The sequence below is a fragment of the Corynebacterium sp. p3-SID1194 genome (assembly GCF_025144155.1).
In the GTDB taxonomy this organism is placed as follows: Bacteria; Actinomycetota; Actinomycetes; order Mycobacteriales; family Mycobacteriaceae; genus Corynebacterium.
The window spans coordinates 344521-360499 of sequence record NZ_JALXWY010000001.1 but is presented as its reverse complement, the minus strand read 5'-3'; the positions used below and the strand labels follow the sequence as shown (position 1 = coordinate 360499).

Here is a 15979-nt window from a genome sequence, read left to right as displayed (position 1 = left end):
TCACTGCCCTCCTACAGGCTGTTCGTTGATCTGCGCCTGCTCCAGCAAGCCTGTCTCCACGCCCCACTGGGCGAGAATGCGTTCGTATTCGCCAGTGTCGATGAGGTGCTGCATGGCAGCGGCCATTGCCGGCCCCAAGGGGGAATCCTTCGGTACGGCGAAGCCGTACGGCGCTGCGTCGAACATGTCGCCGACCAATTCCATCTTGCCGTCGGAACGGTTCACAGCCCACGCCGTGACAGGGGAATCGGCGCTCAAAGCATCAGCGCGGCCGACGAGAGCGGCAAGTGCCGCGTTGTCCGACGTGTCATACGACAGGATCGTCATAGGATTGCCTTCTTCTTCGCACTTTTCCGCCTTAGGGCGGACGTCGTCTGTCTCCGAGACAGTCGTGCGCTGGACCGCGACGGTCAGGCCGCACGGATGTGCAGGATCGACATCCGCTCCGGGCTGCGCCGCCCATTGAATGCCGGCGTAGAGGAAATTGACGAAGTCGAAGTTCTCCCGGCGCTCCTCCGAATCAGTGAAGCCCGACATTCCCGTATCCAGCGTTCCAGCCTGAACGGCGGGAAGGATCATGGCGAAGTCTTGCTCCTGCGGGGCGAATTCGAGTCCCATGACGCTCGCGACGGCGCGACCGAGATCCATTTCCATTCCGATGAGGTTGCCCTGGGAGTCTTTGAACTCGAACGGCGCGAATGGGGGATTGGCGCCGGCGGTGAGACGACCGGAAGCCTGAATATCTTCCGGCACCATCGCCGCGATCTCGGGAACCGCAGCGGGGGTGATCTCCTCCCATCCTTCAGGGTTCCCGCCCTCGGTATTGGTCACGCAGCCAGCGAGCATAGCCACGGGGAGGAGGCTGGTGCACACGGCAGCGGTCTTGACACGGGTGAACATAGCGGAAAGCATACTATGCTCTGTAGTGAAAAATTAAAAAAGCGCCGCGCGGATGTGCGCGGCCCTTCGCGGCGATTAGCCGTCGGTATCTTCCAAGCCTTGGTTACCGCGGCATATTCGCCATGACCATCTGGATGGCCTGGCCGATGACGGTCACGCCCGCGGCGATGATGACGTAGTTGATGATCGTGCGGGTCACGCCCTGGGAGCTGGTCTCCAGATTGCTGTCGAACATCTGCTTATAGGGCTCGAAGAGCATCTTCATGAACCCCTTGAAACCGGAACCTTCCGGGACGGAGGAGGACTCTTTCGGGTCAAAGGCCTTTTCGATGCCGCGGCCTACGGCGTCGCTATTGGCCTTCCCGCGGTCACCAGCGGCGCCGGCGGTAGCAGCGAGGTTGATCTGAGCGGTAGCGGTGGCCGGAGCAATGGTCGGGACCGCGGCGATGGTGAGGGAAGCAGCGATGATGGAGGAAGCAATCTTTTTACGCATGGCGGTGAGTGTACCTGGTATTACGGTTGTGTGGAATTCGCGTGAACGGTGCCTTAGCAGTAGATAAGAGCACTTAAGAGCCCCCAGTTCCACGCGCCTCCGTGCGCTGCGGTATGTCAGGGTGTAGCGAGTATTGGGATTCAAAATGTCTTAAGATAAGCGACGCTTACACAGGAAAATTTACGAGCGCTCTTACTCGCTCTTTCCGTCTTTTCGAATCAAGGAGCTGCCCTCCATGTGGAAGAAATTTGTCGCCGCGGCTGCAGCGGCTGTCGGTCTCGCTGCTGCGTGCGCGACGCCTGCCCAGGCGCAGGACCTGCGTTCCTTGATCGAATCTCCGAATGTGAATAAGTGCTCCGAGGAGTTCTTGATCACCATTCCGGGCGGCGGCAATACTGCGTCGTTCCTGCCGGAGAAGGCGCCGATCGGGCCGAAGGTGACGGAGGTGGCCACCCGCGTTCACGGTGCGACCCGCGGCAAGATCCAGCCTGTCTGGATCACTTATGTAGCCAGACCTTTCACGCTGTACAGCTACAACGATTCGTCGAATAAAGGTTACTGGGAGGCCTCCGGAACGATGCGCCGCCTCGCGAGCATGTGCCCGAAGGCGACATTCAGCATTACCGGCTACTCCGAGGGCGCAGATATCGGTGCCAAGTTGATCAACAATATCGGTCACGGCCGCGGTCCGGTGCCGGCGAAGAAGGTCAACTCCGCCGTGTTGATCTCGAACCCTCACCTTGCGGACAACGGTGGCTCCTTTGCAGCAGGAGCGACGCGCGATGACCGCGGTGCGCTCGAAGAGCTGAAGGGCGGCTACGGCGAGCTCGGCTCGCGCGTGCTCGATGTGTGCCGGAAGGACGATCCGATCTGCGCGCTTCCGGCTGAGTGGCGCAACCACGTCAACCCGTTCCTGCGCATGGCGGCGTTGCGCGGCCAGGTACCGATGACGGAGTTCGCTGCCATCGTGGCTGAGCGCTCGCCGACGACGCTCCCACTGCTGTTCAGCGTGTACAACCACACCCAGTACGGTGGCCGGATGCTCGAAGACGGCGCGCAGTGGATCATTTCGCGCAAGGCACCGATCCGCGAGGACCGTCCGCAGCCGCGTGCAGAGCATCCGTCGCAGGAGCAGGCTCCGGCCCCCGCACCGGCACCAGCCCCGCGTCCGGGACGCTAAGACAACCCCGAGCCTAGATATCTTCGGGCAGCGGGCCCGAGGACATGTCACCGCGGAGCCGTTTGATCACGTTCTCCGCTGAGATGAGGCACATCGGAACGCCAACGCCAGGCAGCGTTGTTGCGCCGGCATAAAGCAGGTTGTCGACTTTCCGCGAGGCGTTGCGCCCGCGCAGAAACGCCGACTGCTTCAAGGTGTGAGCGGGGCCGATCGCACCGCCTGACCACGAGTGGTAGCGTTCCGCGAAATCCGCCGGGCCGAGTGTACGGCGCACGCAGATGCGCGATTCGAGATCGGGGATTGCGCACCATTCGGCAATTTGCGCGATGGCCGCGTCCGCTATGGCGTCGACGCGTGGGCTTGCTTTTTCGCGGTACGCATCGCCGTGCCCGAGGTCGGGCGCTGAAGGCGTCGGGATGAGCACGAAGAGGTTCTCGCACCCCGCAGGCGCGGTCGAAGGATCGGTAGCGGAGGGCTTGGACACGTAGATCGATTGCGAGGCATCGAGCGGACGCGCAGCATGCGGCCCGTCAAAGACCGCGTCGAAATCGACGTTCCAATTCTTGCTGAACAGCAGGTTGTGGTGCGCGAGTTCCGGCAGTTCGCCGTCCACGCCGCACATCAGCAACACACAGCTCAAACCCGGATTCCGAGCCGCGAAATAGCGCTCGTTATACGTGCGTTTGTCTCGCGGAAGCAACCGAGTCTCGGTGAATTTCAGGTCGGCGGTGGACACAACGAAATCAGCGGCGAGCTCATCGGCAGTGCCGTCGGACCGTCGTACGCTCACTCCCGTCGCGCGCCGCCCGTCGACATGAATCGCCGTCGCTTCCGTGGAGAGTTGGATATCGGCGCCGTGTTCGCAGGCCAGAGACTCGAACGCGCGCATCACAGCAGCGAAGCCACCCAGTGGGTATTTCACGCCCTGCACCAAATCGGTGTGGCTGAGCAGGTGGTACAGCGCCGGCGTGCGCGCGGGATGCGAGGACAAGAACACAGCCGGGTACGCGAGCATCTGCCGCAAACGCACATCAGCAAATTGCTTATCGACGAACCCTTCCAGCCCTTCCCCCAACAGCCTCACCAGCTTCCTGTAGTTGGTGCGGATTTCCGGCGCCACGAATCCCGCCGGTGTGGAAAACGTGGTGTAGAGGAAGTATTTGAGGGCGAGCTCGTACGTTTCACCGGCGCTGGCGAGGTAGTCACGGAGTTTCTCGCCAGCACCGGGCTCGATGGACTCGAACAGGGAGATGGTGTCGGCGGGGGAGGACGGGACGTCGATAAGCTCCTGCTTTTCTGGAAACAAGCGGTAGGCAGGGGAGAGATCCACGAGCTCGAGCATGTCTTCCGTGCGTTTACCGAATAGCGCGAAGAAGTGGTCGAAAGCATCCGGCATCAGGTACCACGATGGTCCGGTGTCGAACCGGAATCTCTCGACGGTCAATTCGCCGGCACGGCCGCCAATCTCGTCGATGCGGTCGATGACGGTGACGTCGAATCCTTCGCGCCCCAGCAGAGCAGCGGTAGCAAGGCCCGCCGCACCAGCGCCGATGACAATCGCCGTGTCCGGATTCTTTTTCACTTCTGTTTTCCCCCGATCGCACGTGCGACTGCTTGGGCTGTGATGAGGGCTTTCCGGTGCGTCGGTACGCTCACACGGGTTGTGCTCAGCCGTTCGGCGGGCATGGCATCGATCATGTCCGTCAGTTCTATGAACAGGTTCGCCGCGGCGGTGACTGCCGCGCGCGCTGAAAGCGGTAAAAGCCCGATTGCCTCGTGCGCGGCGGCGAGGTCTCCACGAATCTCAGCGACGATCTCTGCTTTGGCGGCATCGTCCAATATCCCGTGGGTAGCGAAATACACCCGGCCGAGATCATGCGTGTCTTCCGCGATGTCGCGAAGGAAGTTCACTTTCTGGAATGCCGCGCCAAGGCGTTTCGCTCCGTTTTCCATCGTGATGCGCTGTGCGGGGTCGACTGTCTTGTCCGCAAGGAAGACATCGAGGCACAGCAATCCGATCACTTCAGCGGACCCATAGACGTAGTCTTCCAATTCTGGCTGGGAATAGCGTTGGGATGCGAGGTCGCGCCGCATGGACGCGAAAAAAGCTTCTAGGAGTTCGTTGTCAAACTCGCAGCGACGAGCAGTTCTCGCGTATGCGTGCATCACTGGGTCGGTGTGGAAACGTGAGTCCGGCGCCGCGAGCACCTGGCGTTCGTAGGCGTCTAAGACCGCCGCCAATTCCATTGCGCCGGCTTGTTCCGCTGTGCCGTCGACGATTTCATCGGCGATGCGCACCACCGCGTAAAGGTTGTGGATATCACGGCGTTCGCGTGCCGGCAGCAGGCGGCTGGAAAGGTTGAAGCTCGTCGAATAAGTGCTGATGACGCTGCTGGCGGCGGAATTGCACATGGCATCGTACCGCCGCAGCCAATTAGTCGTCCGGGCTGCCACGCCTACCAACCCTAGCGCCCCGCACTCCGCCGAAAGCGCGGGGGGGGTACTGCGTGGGCGAAGTCGAGCGAAATTTTGTTCACTGCAGGAACGAATATTAGTCAATATCCAGCGCAAAACTTTCTGGGATGTTCTAATGAGTCTTGCTCTACAAGCTGTGAGCAACTTTCACCGTGCGCGCTGCATCCCCGCCGGTTTCCGGAATGGATCGCGGCCCTTGACCGAAAAGGACTCGTCATGTTTTCCCCCTCCCGTTCCCGCGGCACAGTCATCGCGGCAGGCGCCCTCAGCCTCATTCTCGTGGCCCCCATCACCGCAGCTTTTCCTGGCGGTTCGTCCCTCACCGCGTTTGCCGCTGAGGCGAAGGAAGAACCAGTTGCTGAAGCACCGGACGGTGGTGCAGAGGCAGACGCCGCGGCAGATGCTGATGCTGATGCCGCGGAGGTACCCAATGATGCACCGGCCGAGCCAGTAGCTGTCAACGAAGCGGCTGGCACTTCCGTTTTCAACGAGACCTATGAAACCGAGAATTTCTGGGAGAAGAAGGAAGCGAAGGTCAAAGGCCTGAAGCTCGACCCGGAAGACAATATCGAGCCCGCCAGCACTACGATTTTCAACTGGGAGTTTCGCAACGACAACGGCACGCTCGTTTTGATCCGTCCGCAGAGCGAAGCAGCCTTCAAATCGGGCACGCAGGATATTCGGGTCAAGTTCACCCCCAAAGGCGGGGAGACTTCCACCGAGACCTTGAAAGTGAATGTCATCGATGAAGCAGATCTGAGCTGGGCTGACAGCATCGAAGGGCTCGACAAGCGTGCGGCAGTCGATTTCACTTCGGGTACGTCGCAGGATGTTCCCAAAGTGACTGTCCCCGTGGATGCCGCTGTATCGGTGAAGGGCTTGAATCAGTGGTCGGTGAAGAATGAGAACGGCACGCTCCGCGTCACCGCGCCGAACAATTTCACCGGTGAAAACCCGGTGGATAAGGACCTGCCGATCACCATCAAAAAGGACGGGTCCACGATCGAGCGCACTTTGAAGCTCACCGCGACCCCGCCGAAGCCCAAGCCGAGTGGGATCCTCGGCCGAATCACTTCCGCACTGGGCCCGATCATTTCTGCTCTCGGCCCAGTGCTGGGCAACCTGAAGCTTCCGCCGCTGGTCGAAGTCCACGACAACAACGTTGAGGTCCACGACAACGGCAAGGGTAACTCGGTCACGATCACCGACAACGGCAAGGCCACAATCACTGACAACGGCAAGGCCACAATCACTGACAACGGCAAGGCCACCGCTACTGTCGATGTTCACGACAATGTCAAAGACAATGTCAAGGACAATGTGAAAGAAAATGCCAAGGACAACCGGGCAGACGGACGTGTCGACGTTCTTCCGAACGGATTGGGCCTCAAGGGCAGCAGCAAGAGCGGTGAATCCGCAGGAGCAGGCGCACTTGGCGGCCTCGGCGGGGGCTCTTCGAAGAAGACTGCTGGTAAAGGCGGGATCGAAGACCCGCGGTGCGTCGCTAGTCTCGTCGGTACCGGTATCCCGCTCGTGATTCTGACTCCGGTGCTGCTGGCTAATGTCTTCAAAATCCCAGGCTTCGAGTCAATCCAGAACGCGATGAAGGCTGCCGCAAGCCAGATGCCGGGCCTGAATGTTTCTGAAGAGCAGATCGCCGCAGGTGTCGGCGCTTTCACTGGCGCGTTCGCTCTCGCCGGTCTCGTCGGAACGCTCACGGCGTGCATTCCTGCGAAGACAGATGCGCCGGCTGGACCTACGACGACGGAGGGCAGTGACACCGAGCCTGAGCCGTCGACCGCTGGTGATGGCGTCGCGCCTTCGGCCCCTGCGACTGGCGCTTCCGAGTAACCAGGCTCGCAGCGTAGCCTCACGCCGTAGGTTTGGGGCGCAATAACTGACTAGACCGGTTCCACCTCATATTCGGGGCCGGTCTTTTCGTGTTCCCGGCAGCCTTTCGGGCGGATTAAAAACGAAGAATTTGTCCAAAACGCAAAAGTTGAATCTCCACTCCGCCTATATTCGAAGAAACATTTTCATACGCTAAGGAATCTCAGCGATGCGTCGTTCTCTTAAATATTGGGATGTGCGGTCGCTTTCGCGGAATGTTCCGAGTGGACGGATCCGTTGAGTTCTTTTAGCCGGGCTTCTGCGGCGTGTGGATGACGATGAGATTGGAAGGCCACGCCATGGAAAATATCATCAATAGCGTCAACGCCGCGATCTGGTCGAACTGGCTCGTGTTCTTGTGCCTCGGCGCCGGGGTGTACTTCTCGTGCGTGACGCTTTTCCTCCAGGTGCGGTGTTTCCCGGACATGATCCGGCAACTGAAGTCGGGTGAGGACTCTGCGGCCGGCATTTCGTCGTTCCAGTCGCTGATGATCTCGTTGGCGGGACGCGTCGGCGTCGGCAATATCGGCGGCGTGGCCACCGCGATCGCGTTCGGTGGCCCGGGCGCGGTGTTCTGGATGTGGATCGTGGCCTTCTTAGGCTCGGCGACCTCCTACGTCGAGTGCTGCCTGGCCCAGATCTACAAGGAGAAGGACCAGGACACAGGCGAATACCGCGGTGGCCCGGCATATTACATCGAGAAGGCGTACCGCCATACTGCCGCACGCCCGTTCGCGTTGGTCTACGCCATCGTCTTCGCTGTGTCGATGATTCTGGCTACCTCGTACTTCCTGCCCGGAGTGCAGGCCAACGGTCTGGCCACCTCCGTCGAGCACGCCTGGTCCGTTCCCACCTGGGTGACCGCCGTGGCCATGGTGGTTCTGCTGGGCATTATCATCATCGGCGGCGTCAAGCGCATCGCCTGGTTCGCGTCCATGGTCGTGCCGTTCATGGCGGTCATCTACATCTTCGTCGCCATCGTCGTTCTGTTCGCCAACGGGTCGCAGATCCCGGAGGTCTTCGGCCTGATCATCCGGTCGGCCTTCGATAAGGAAGCGGCGTTTTCGGGCATGCTCGGCGTCGCGATCATGTGGGGCGTCAAACGCGGCATCTACTCCAACGAAGCAGGGCAGGGAACCGGCCCGCAGTCCGCGGCCGCGGCGGAGGTCTCCCACCCGGCGAAGCAGGGCTTCGTGCAAGCCTTCGCGGTGTACGTCGATACGCTTCTGGTCTGTTCCGCGACGGCGTTCATCATCATCTCCACCGATATGTTCCGTGTGCACAGTGGCGGTGACGAAGATAGTCCGGTCATCTACAACGGCTCGATCGACGGCGATGTCGAGGTGGGCCCCGGATTCGTCCAGTCGGCGCTGGATTTCTATTCGCCGGGACTCGGTGGCAGCTTCATCGCATTCGCTGTCCTGTTCTTCGCGTTCACCACGATCGTCGCCTACTACTACATGGCCGAGGTGAACTTCACCTACCTCAACCGTTGGATCAAGAGCGAGAAGGCCCGTACCGCGGTCATCTGGTTCCTGCGCGTGCTCATTCTCGTCTCCGTCTGGATCGGCGCCACCACCACGCCGGGCACCGCGTGGGCGCTCGGCGATATCGGTGTGGGCACCACCGCGTGGCTGAATATCCTCGCGATCCTCGTGATCCAGGTCCCCGCGCTGAAGTGCCTGTGGGATTACCGCCGCCAGAAGAAGGCCGGGCACGAACCGCAGTTCGATCCGGAGGCGCTCGGCATCCGCAACGCCGATTTCTGGGTGGAACGCAAGGCTTCCATGGTCGCCGCCGGCACATGGGAGCAAGCCAAGCTTATCGACGGCGCCCCCGCCCCCGAACACCCCTAAACAATCCGCGCCAGGGGCGCATACGAAAAGTCTCGAGACTGAACCGGAAAGGTGCCTCGAGACTTCACGTACTTTGGGGGATGCCCCGGCGTGGCGTTAGTCTTCCGCCTCGGCGTTGAGCCGCGCCTGGTCGCGCTGGCGGCGCTTAGTGCTGATGCGGCCGAAGATCGCTCCTGCGAACAGCGCACCAACCACCGCACCGACCACCGCGCCGATGGCTCCGGCGTTGTCAATGCCTCCTGAGGGGTCGAACCCCCCGGTGACGATGAGACCTGCAAGCCACACGGCGCACAGAGCGAAGTAGGTGATCAGCAAGCTGCGCGGGGTGTCGTGAAAGCGGACCACCGGCGACGCGACGTACCTGCGCATCCACTGGGCACCAGCCACACTGCCGATAATCGGGATAACCAGCACGATGCCCGACCACAGCGCTTCCTGGCCCGGCAGCACCCAAGCGAGAACCGCGCCGACAAGTGCCATGCCGATAAGCGAGGTGTAGAACCCCACCGAGTTTGCCTTGTGGTACGTCGCGGCCTCGAATTCGTCGGTGGCAGTGTCGTCTACGTAATTGACTATGGAGTCTCCGAACTTTTTGAACATTATTTCTCCTCTTCCTGGCCAAAAATCTCTTCCACTGATTTTTCGAACTCACGGCAGATATCGAGCGCTAAGTAGACGGAAGGTGAGTAGTTGCTCCGCTCGATGTTGGCAATGGTCTGCCGGGAGACGCCGACGCGGTCAGCGAGCTCCTGCTGTGACAGCTCGTGCCAGCGCCGCCATTTTCGGACTGTGTTCATGTTGCCTCCCTTCATTTACAAAGTGTAAACACTAAGCTTCAGAATGACAAGGAAGCTTTACAGTGTGTTAGTTGTTTGCGACAAGAACTTCCGGGTTTAGCAACGAAAAATCCCGGGTCACCGTGTGATTCGGTGACCCGGGATGGTTTTAGAGTACCGCGGTGGCCCGGCGTTTTATATCGAGAAGGAATACCGCCAGGAACCCCTAGAGAAGCCTCTTCAGTGCGCCCCGGCCAGCGACGAGGATGATCAGGGACACCGCCAGCGTTCCGGCGCCCGCCCAGTAGGGAACGCCGGAACCGAAAGCCACTGCCACCGGCCCAGAGATCGCCGGGGCGATGGCGCCGCCCAAAAAGCGCAGCCCCGAATAGGTCGACGACGCCACATTGCGCGGCAGATCGGTGGCTTCCATGACTGCCTCAGTAAGCACGGTGTTAAAGATGCCGCTGAAGAAGCCTGCGAGAATGACCAGCACGATCAGTGTGCTCAGATGATCTACCGTAAAGCCGAGTGCGGCGAGCAGAATCGCGAATCCGATGAGCACCGTGCAGATGACCGGCATCAGCCCAAAGCTCTGCGTCAAACGCGGCGCGACGAATACCGACGACACTGCCAATGCCAAGCCCCAACCAAAGAAGACCCAGCCAAGTTCGGTTGCTCCGAATTCGCTTCCTGACGCAGCTGCCGCCTCGTCGATCGGGTACGGCGAGTAGGCGAGCAGGGTGAAAAATCCGTAGTTGTAGAAGAATGCCACCGCACCCAGCGTGAGCAGTGCCGGTTCGCGCAGGGCCTTCAATCCTGCGGTAAACGTTACGGGTGCGGGCTTATTCGCGGGTTTGCGCAGCAGCGTCGCGATGGCGATGAAACCGATGGCCATCAGTCCTGCCGTGCCGTAGAACGGCCCGCGCCAGCTGATCTCGCCGAGCAGCCCGCCGAGCAGAGGTCCCACAGCCATGCCGATGCCGATGGCTGCCTCGTAGAGAATCACCGCTTGGCTCGCGCCGCCTGATGCTGCACCGACGATCGCAGCCAGCGCCGTCGAAATGAACAGTGCATTGCCCAGGCCCCAACCCGCGCGGAAACCGATGATTGCATCCACCGATCCAGCCGCGCCCGATAGGAACGCGAAAACGACGATCAGGGCGAGCCCTGTCAACAACGTCTTCTTTACCCCGATGCGGGAAGAAATGAAAGCACTGAAGAACATCGCCAGGGCCGTAATCAGCAGGTAGCTGGTGAACAGCAGCATCGTCTGCGTCGGCGAGGCATCGAGCTCCCGGCTGATCGCCGGCAGAATCGGATCGACGAGGCCGATCCCCATGAACGACACCGCACAAGCGAAGGCGATCGCCCACACAGCGATCGGTTGTTTGAAGATATTTTCCGGGTTGGTCTTACTCATTCGCGTCCTTTCGTGGAAGTTCCGTGGTTGTTCGGAGGCGTTGCGACAGGCCGGGAAGAATCTCCGTAGCCTGGATCAAAGCGTCCACTTGGTCAGGGGAGAGGCCGCGAAAAACGGGCACCAGCTCGCGTGTCGACGCTTCCCGGAATTCCCTCACCGCCGCACTCCCGGCATCGGTGATGGTGAGGTCGTAAGCGCGGGCGTCGATAGGCGATGGCTCCCGCGCAACGAGCCCTTCGGTGACGAGCCTTTTCATCACCTGGCTCATTGACGGCTGCGCAATTCCTTCGCGCCGCGCGAGTTCGCCGATGCGCAACCCCGGCTCGCGCTCCAGCGCCGCCAGCACGCGCAACGCGACGTACGACAGCTTGCTTCCCGACGCCTGGAACGTCGCCCGTGTGAAGTGGCTGCCCGCCGCCACAAGGTCAATGGCGAGGCGAGAAAGTGTTTCATCCGAATGCATAGGGGCACTATATAACTGGATGGGATATCCAGTCACATCGGGGAGGCATTAAAACTTCGTTAAGACGCCTTAGGAATGAATTATGCGGCGAAAATGGAGCCGAAAGCGGTGGTTATTTAGTCCCTATGACTCAAGACATCATCGGAGCCATCCTCAGTGCCGGAGTGCTCGGCTACCTCGTGTACGCCCTGATCAACCCCGAAAAGTTCTGAGGTTGCCATGCCGTTAATCATCCAGACAATCTGCGCGCTGCTGCTGGTCATCCTCCTTCTCGCAGCCCTCCGCGTGCCCGTCGGCACGTTCATGTACAAAACGTTCACTGATAAGAAACACAACCTCGTCGAAAAGGTCATCTACAAACTCATCGGGGTCAATCCAGACAACGAAATGCGGTGGACTTCCTACGCGATCGCGTCCATTGCCTTCGGCATCTTCTCCGTCCTCTTCCTGTGGGTAATCATCATGGCGCAGGGCATGTTGCCGTGGGCATTCGGTCGCTCCCAGGACTGGCACACAGCCTTGAACACGGCAGTGTCCTTCACCACCAACACGAACTGGCAAAGCTACTCCGGTGAAACCGGTGCGAGCTACGTGGTCGGCATGGCCGGCTTGACGGTGCAGAACTTCGTGTCTGCAGCCACCGGTATTGCTGTTGCTATCGCTTTGTTCCGCGGGCTGGCGCGCACCGGTTCCGGGACTGTCGGCAACTTCTGGGTCGATCTGGTCCGCGCATCCATCCGCATCCTGCTTCCCATTTCGATTGTGGGTGCGTTCCTGCTCATGGTCGGCGGTGTCGTCCAAAACCTCGCCGATCCGATTCACGCCACCACGATCACCGGTAGCGACCAGACGATTCTGACGGGGTCGGTCGCCTCCGAAGAAGCGATCAAAATGCTGGGCACAAACGGAGGTGGCATCTTCAACGCCAACTCGGCCCATCCTTTCGAGAACCCGAACGCATTCACCAACCTGCTCGAGATTCTGCTCGTCTTGCTCATCCCGTTCTCCCTCCCCGTGACCTACGGCCTGTTCGTGAAGGACCGCCGTCAGGGCCGCGCATTGACGGCTGCGATGCTCATCCTGTGGGCAGTTTCCGCTGCTTTGCTCGTTTGGGCTGAGAGCGCTCGCCCGCTGACAGCCCTCGAGGGCAAAGAAACCCGCTTCGGTGTCTTGTGGTCGGCGATCTTCGCCACGACGACTACCGGTACCTCCACAGGTGCCGTCAACTCGATGCACGATTCATACAGCCCGCTCGGCGGCGGACTCGTGATGTTCAACATGATGCTCGGCGAAGTCTCACCGGGCGGTGTGGGCACAGGTATGTACAACATGCTGACCTTCGTCGTGCTGTCCGTCTTCATCGCCGGCCTGATGATCGGCCGTACCCCCGAGGTGCTGGGTAAAACCATCGGCAGGCGCGAAATCACGCTCGCAGCGCTCTCCGCAATCGTGATGCCAGCCCTCGTGCTCCTGCTCACGGGCATCGCTGTATTGATCCCGGGTGTGCGCGAATCCATGAACAACACCGGCCCGCACGGCCTGAGTGAGGTTCTCTACGCCTACACATCCGGTGCCAACAACAACGGTTCGGCCTTCGCCGGACTCAGCGCAGGCACTCCTTACCTGAACCTCACCATTGCATTCGCAATGTTCGTCGGACGCTTCGCGCCGATCGCCCTCATGGTTGCGCTCGCCGGTGCGTTTGCTTCGCAGAGAAGGCGTGAGGACAACTCCGGAGCCATGCCCACCCACAACGTCACCTTCACCGTTCTCCTGCTCTGCGTGATTCTCATCGTCGCCGGGCTCACCTTCCTGCCGTCGCTCGCGCTCGGCCCAATCGCGGAGGCACTCTCATGACAACAGCTACTCAAACACCCGCTCCCGCCGCATCCACCAGCACCACGAAGCGGTCGCTGGGCAGCCAGCTCGGCGATAATTTCGTCGACGCGCTGAAGAAGCTCAATCCGGCGAACCTGGTGCGGCAACCCGTCATCTTTGTGGTGTGGATCGGTGCTGTACTGACCACCGTGTTGGCAGTGCTCGACCCAACTCTGTTCTCGATCAGCGTCACGGTCTGGTTGTGGGCGACCATTTTGTTCGCCAACCTGGCCGAAGCTGTCGCCGAAGGCCGCGGCAAGGCGCAAGCGTCCGCGCTCCGGCAGACGCGTACCGACGCTAAGGCGCGCCTCCTCAATGCTGATGGCTCCGAGACGGAAGTAGCTGGCTCTGAGCTGACCATCGGTGACCTGGTCGTTGTCGAGGCAGGCCAGCAGATACCCGGTGACGGCGATGTCATCGAGGGTGTGGCTACCGTCGACGAATCTGCGATCACTGGCGAGTCTGCGCCGGTCATCCGCGAATCCGGCGGCGACCGCAGTGCCGTCACAGGTGGCACGACTGTGCTGTCCGACCGCATCGTCGTCAAGATCACCTCGAAGCCTGGCGAGACATTCATCGATCGGATGATCTCCCTCGTCGAAGGCGCGGAACGCAAAAAGACCCCGAATGAAATCGCGCTGAACATCCTCCTGATCACGCTGAGCATCCTCTTCGTTCTTGCAGTGACGGCGATCCAACCGATGGCCATCTACTCCGGCCACAAACTGTCCCTCATCGCGCTGGTCGCTCTTCTCGTGTGCCTCATTCCGACGACGATCGGCGCTCTCCTTAGCTCCATCGGCATCGCGGGCATGGATCGCCTGGTCCAGCACAATGTTCTCGCCATGTCGGGCCGCGCAGTCGAGGCAGCCGGCGATGTGTCGACGTTGCTGCTGGATAAGACCGGCACGATCACGTACGGCAACCGCCGCGCGTCCGATCTCATTGCAGTGGAGGGCGCGCAACGTGCGGAGATGGTTGAAGCGGCATGGCTGAGCTCGCTTGCCGACGAAACTCCAGAAGGCCGCTCCATCATCGACTACATCAACGAACTCAGCGACCGCGATGGACTTGAGAATCTCTCCGGGACCGATGCCACTGCTCTGACCCGAGAGGGCGCCGAGTTCGTTCCGTTCTCGGCCAACACGCGCATGTCCGGTGTCGATTTTCCGGACGGCACCCAGGTACGTAAGGGCGCCAGCTCGGCGGTGCAGGCGTGGGTCACGGCTGAAGGAGGCCGAGTCGCCGCTGACGTCGACGAGATCGTCGAATCGGTGTCGGCATCTGGCGGCACCCCGCTCGTCGTCGCGAAGAAGCCCGCGGGCCAGACCCCTCGTGTCCTCGGCGTGCTGCACCTGAAGGACGTGGTCAAGCCAGGCCTTACCGAACGTTTCGGGCAATTGCGCGAAATGGGCATCAAGACCGTGATGATCACAGGCGATAACGCCGTCACTGCAGCTGCCATCGCGAAAGAAGCTGGTGTCGACGACTTCCTGGCCGAAGCCACACCGGAAGACAAGATGCGTCTGATCAAAAAAGAGCAGGCGGGCGGCAACCTCGTGGCGATGACCGGTGACGGAACGAACGATGCTCCGGCTCTCGCGCAGGCTGATGTCGGCGTGGCCATGAATACCGGTACGTCCGCGGCTAAGGAAGCGGGCAACATGGTCGACCTCGATTCGGATCCGACGAAGCTGATCGACATCGTGGCCATCGGTAAACAGCTGTTGATCACCCGCGGCGCGTTGACGACGTTCTCTATCGCCAACGACCTGGCCAAGTACTTCGCCATTATCCCGGCGATGTTCGTGAGCATCTTCCCAGGCTTGGATGCCCTCAACATCATGCGTCTGCACTCGTCAGAATCGGCGATGCTCAGTGCCGTCATCTTCAACGCTCTGGTCATCGTCGCATTGATTCCGCTTTCGCTGAAGGGCGTGAAATACCGGGCGCTGTCGGCAGGAGCCCTGCTTAACCGCAACTTGCTTATCTACGGCCTCGGCGGAATCGTCGCCCCGTTCATCGGGATCAAGGCCATCGACCTCATTATTCAACTTCTTCCAGGGATGTGACAGAAATGAATACACTCCGTCAGTCAGGCGCCGCATTCCGCGCCGTTGTCGTACTCACCATCATTCTCGGCGTCGTGTATCCGCTGTTCATGGTGGCTGTTGGTTTGGCCATGCCGGCGAGAGCTAATGGCTCTCTACAAAAAGCCGGTGACGAAGTTGTCGGCTCGAAGCTCATCGCTCAGCCGGCCGGTGGCCCTGAATTCTTCCAGCCCCGTCCGTCCGCCGCGGATTGGGACGGCGAGTCATCGGGCGGCAGCAATCTGTCGCCGGAGTCGGAGGACCTCAAGGACCTCATGGAGGAACGCAGGCAGGATCTTGAGGCAGCGAACCCCGGTGCCGGACCCGTCCCGCCGGAGGCACTGACTGCTTCCTCGAGCGGCCTCGACCCGCACATTTCTCCGGAGTACGCGCTGTGGCAGGTGCCCCGTGTGGCTCAGGCCCGGGGGATGAGCGAACAGGATGTGGAACAGCTCGTTGAAGATCACACCGACAAAGCCCTGTTCGGATTCTTCGGGCAGGATACCGTCAACGTCAACGAACTGAACTACTCCCTGTCCTACGAAAGCTGACACC

Annotated in this window: 15 protein-coding genes; 7 read left to right on the top strand and 8 right to left on the bottom strand. The window is 60.7% G+C overall.

Annotation, left to right across the window (positions count from 1 at the left end):
* The gene (locus tag M3G19_RS01735; RefSeq protein WP_259900149.1) at nucleotides 1–900 is read right to left on the bottom strand and encodes an ABC transporter substrate-binding protein; all 900 of its coding nucleotides are present in this window, start codon (nucleotides 898–900) and stop codon (nucleotides 1–3) included.
* 103 nt (nucleotides 901–1003) lie between these two features.
* Nucleotides 1004–1393: a hypothetical protein gene (locus M3G19_RS01730; protein WP_259900148.1), complete on the bottom strand. Its 390-nt coding sequence runs from the start codon at nucleotides 1391–1393 to the stop codon at nucleotides 1004–1006.
* Nucleotides 1394–1628: 235 nt separating this feature from the next.
* On the opposite strand from M3G19_RS01730, the gene M3G19_RS01725 reads away from it, so the two are divergent.
* Nucleotides 1629–2573: a cutinase family protein gene (locus M3G19_RS01725; protein WP_259900147.1), complete on the top strand. Its 945-nt coding sequence runs from the start codon at nucleotides 1629–1631 to the stop codon at nucleotides 2571–2573.
* Between the two features lie 13 nt (nucleotides 2574–2586).
* Here the strand turns inward: M3G19_RS01725 and crtI are convergent, their stop codons facing one another.
* Nucleotides 2587–4155 (bottom strand): phytoene desaturase family protein, encoded by a 1569-nt coding sequence (crtI, locus tag M3G19_RS01720; RefSeq protein WP_259900146.1) that lies wholly within the window; start codon nucleotides 4153–4155, stop codon nucleotides 2587–2589.
* Entirely contained in the window at nucleotides 4152–4985 is an 834-nt protein-coding gene (locus M3G19_RS01715) for a phytoene/squalene synthase family protein (protein ID WP_259900233.1), read from the bottom strand. The genes crtI and M3G19_RS01715 overlap by 4 nt, the downstream gene beginning before the upstream one ends.
* Nucleotides 4986–5264: 279 nt before the next feature.
* Between M3G19_RS01715 and M3G19_RS01710 the strand changes: the two genes are divergently transcribed.
* Nucleotides 5265–6899 carry a hypothetical protein gene (locus tag M3G19_RS01710; protein ID WP_259900145.1) on the top strand — a complete coding sequence of 545 codons (1635 nt, stop codon included), beginning with the start codon at nucleotides 5265–5267 and terminating at the stop codon, nucleotides 6897–6899.
* A 338-nt stretch (nucleotides 6900–7237) separates the two neighbouring features.
* Nucleotides 7238–8794, top strand: coding sequence for a sodium:alanine symporter family protein (locus M3G19_RS01705; RefSeq protein ID WP_259900144.1), 1557 nt, complete (start codon nucleotides 7238–7240; stop codon nucleotides 8792–8794).
* A 96-nt stretch (nucleotides 8795–8890) separates the two neighbouring features.
* Here M3G19_RS01705 and M3G19_RS01700 read toward each other — a convergent pair whose 3' ends face one another.
* The 4 genes from M3G19_RS01700 to M3G19_RS01685 all read right to left on the bottom strand — a co-directional run bounded on the left by M3G19_RS01700 (nucleotide 8891) and on the right by M3G19_RS01685 (nucleotide 11456).
* A complete protein-coding gene (locus M3G19_RS01700; protein WP_259900143.1) occupies nucleotides 8891–9394 on the bottom strand; it encodes a hypothetical protein in 504 nt (167 codons plus the stop codon).
* Entirely contained in the window at nucleotides 9394–9606 is a 213-nt protein-coding gene (locus M3G19_RS01695) for a helix-turn-helix transcriptional regulator (RefSeq protein WP_259900142.1), read from the bottom strand. The genes M3G19_RS01700 and M3G19_RS01695 overlap by 1 nt, the downstream gene beginning before the upstream one ends.
* A 190-nt stretch (nucleotides 9607–9796) precedes the next feature.
* Complete coding sequence (locus M3G19_RS01690; protein ID WP_259900141.1) at nucleotides 9797–10993, bottom strand: MFS transporter; 1197 nt, start codon at nucleotides 10991–10993, stop codon at nucleotides 9797–9799.
* Complete coding sequence (locus M3G19_RS01685; protein WP_259900140.1) at nucleotides 10986–11456, bottom strand: MarR family winged helix-turn-helix transcriptional regulator; 471 nt, start codon at nucleotides 11454–11456, stop codon at nucleotides 10986–10988. The genes M3G19_RS01690 and M3G19_RS01685 overlap by 8 nt, the downstream gene beginning before the upstream one ends.
* A 125-nt stretch (nucleotides 11457–11581) precedes the next feature.
* Between M3G19_RS01685 and kdpF the strand changes: the two genes are divergently transcribed.
* From kdpF to kdpC, 4 genes are read left to right on the top strand one after another with little or no spacing between them, the layout of a single operon-like run.
* The gene (gene kdpF / locus M3G19_RS11925; protein ID WP_367117271.1) at nucleotides 11582–11668 is read left to right on the top strand and encodes a K(+)-transporting ATPase subunit F; all 87 of its coding nucleotides are present in this window, start codon (nucleotides 11582–11584) and stop codon (nucleotides 11666–11668) included.
* Between the two features lie 7 nt (nucleotides 11669–11675).
* Nucleotides 11676–13313: a potassium-transporting ATPase subunit KdpA gene (gene kdpA, locus M3G19_RS01680; RefSeq protein WP_259900139.1), complete on the top strand. Its 1638-nt coding sequence runs from the start codon at nucleotides 11676–11678 to the stop codon at nucleotides 13311–13313.
* Complete coding sequence (gene kdpB / locus M3G19_RS01675) at nucleotides 13310–15406, top strand: potassium-transporting ATPase subunit KdpB (protein WP_259900138.1); 2097 nt, start codon at nucleotides 13310–13312, stop codon at nucleotides 15404–15406. Before kdpA ends, kdpB begins: the two co-directional genes overlap by 4 nt.
* A 5-nt stretch (nucleotides 15407–15411) precedes the next feature.
* Complete coding sequence (kdpC, locus tag M3G19_RS01670) at nucleotides 15412–15975, top strand: potassium-transporting ATPase subunit KdpC (RefSeq protein ID WP_259900137.1); 564 nt, start codon at nucleotides 15412–15414, stop codon at nucleotides 15973–15975.
* Nucleotides 15976–15979: the final 4 nt, after the last annotated feature.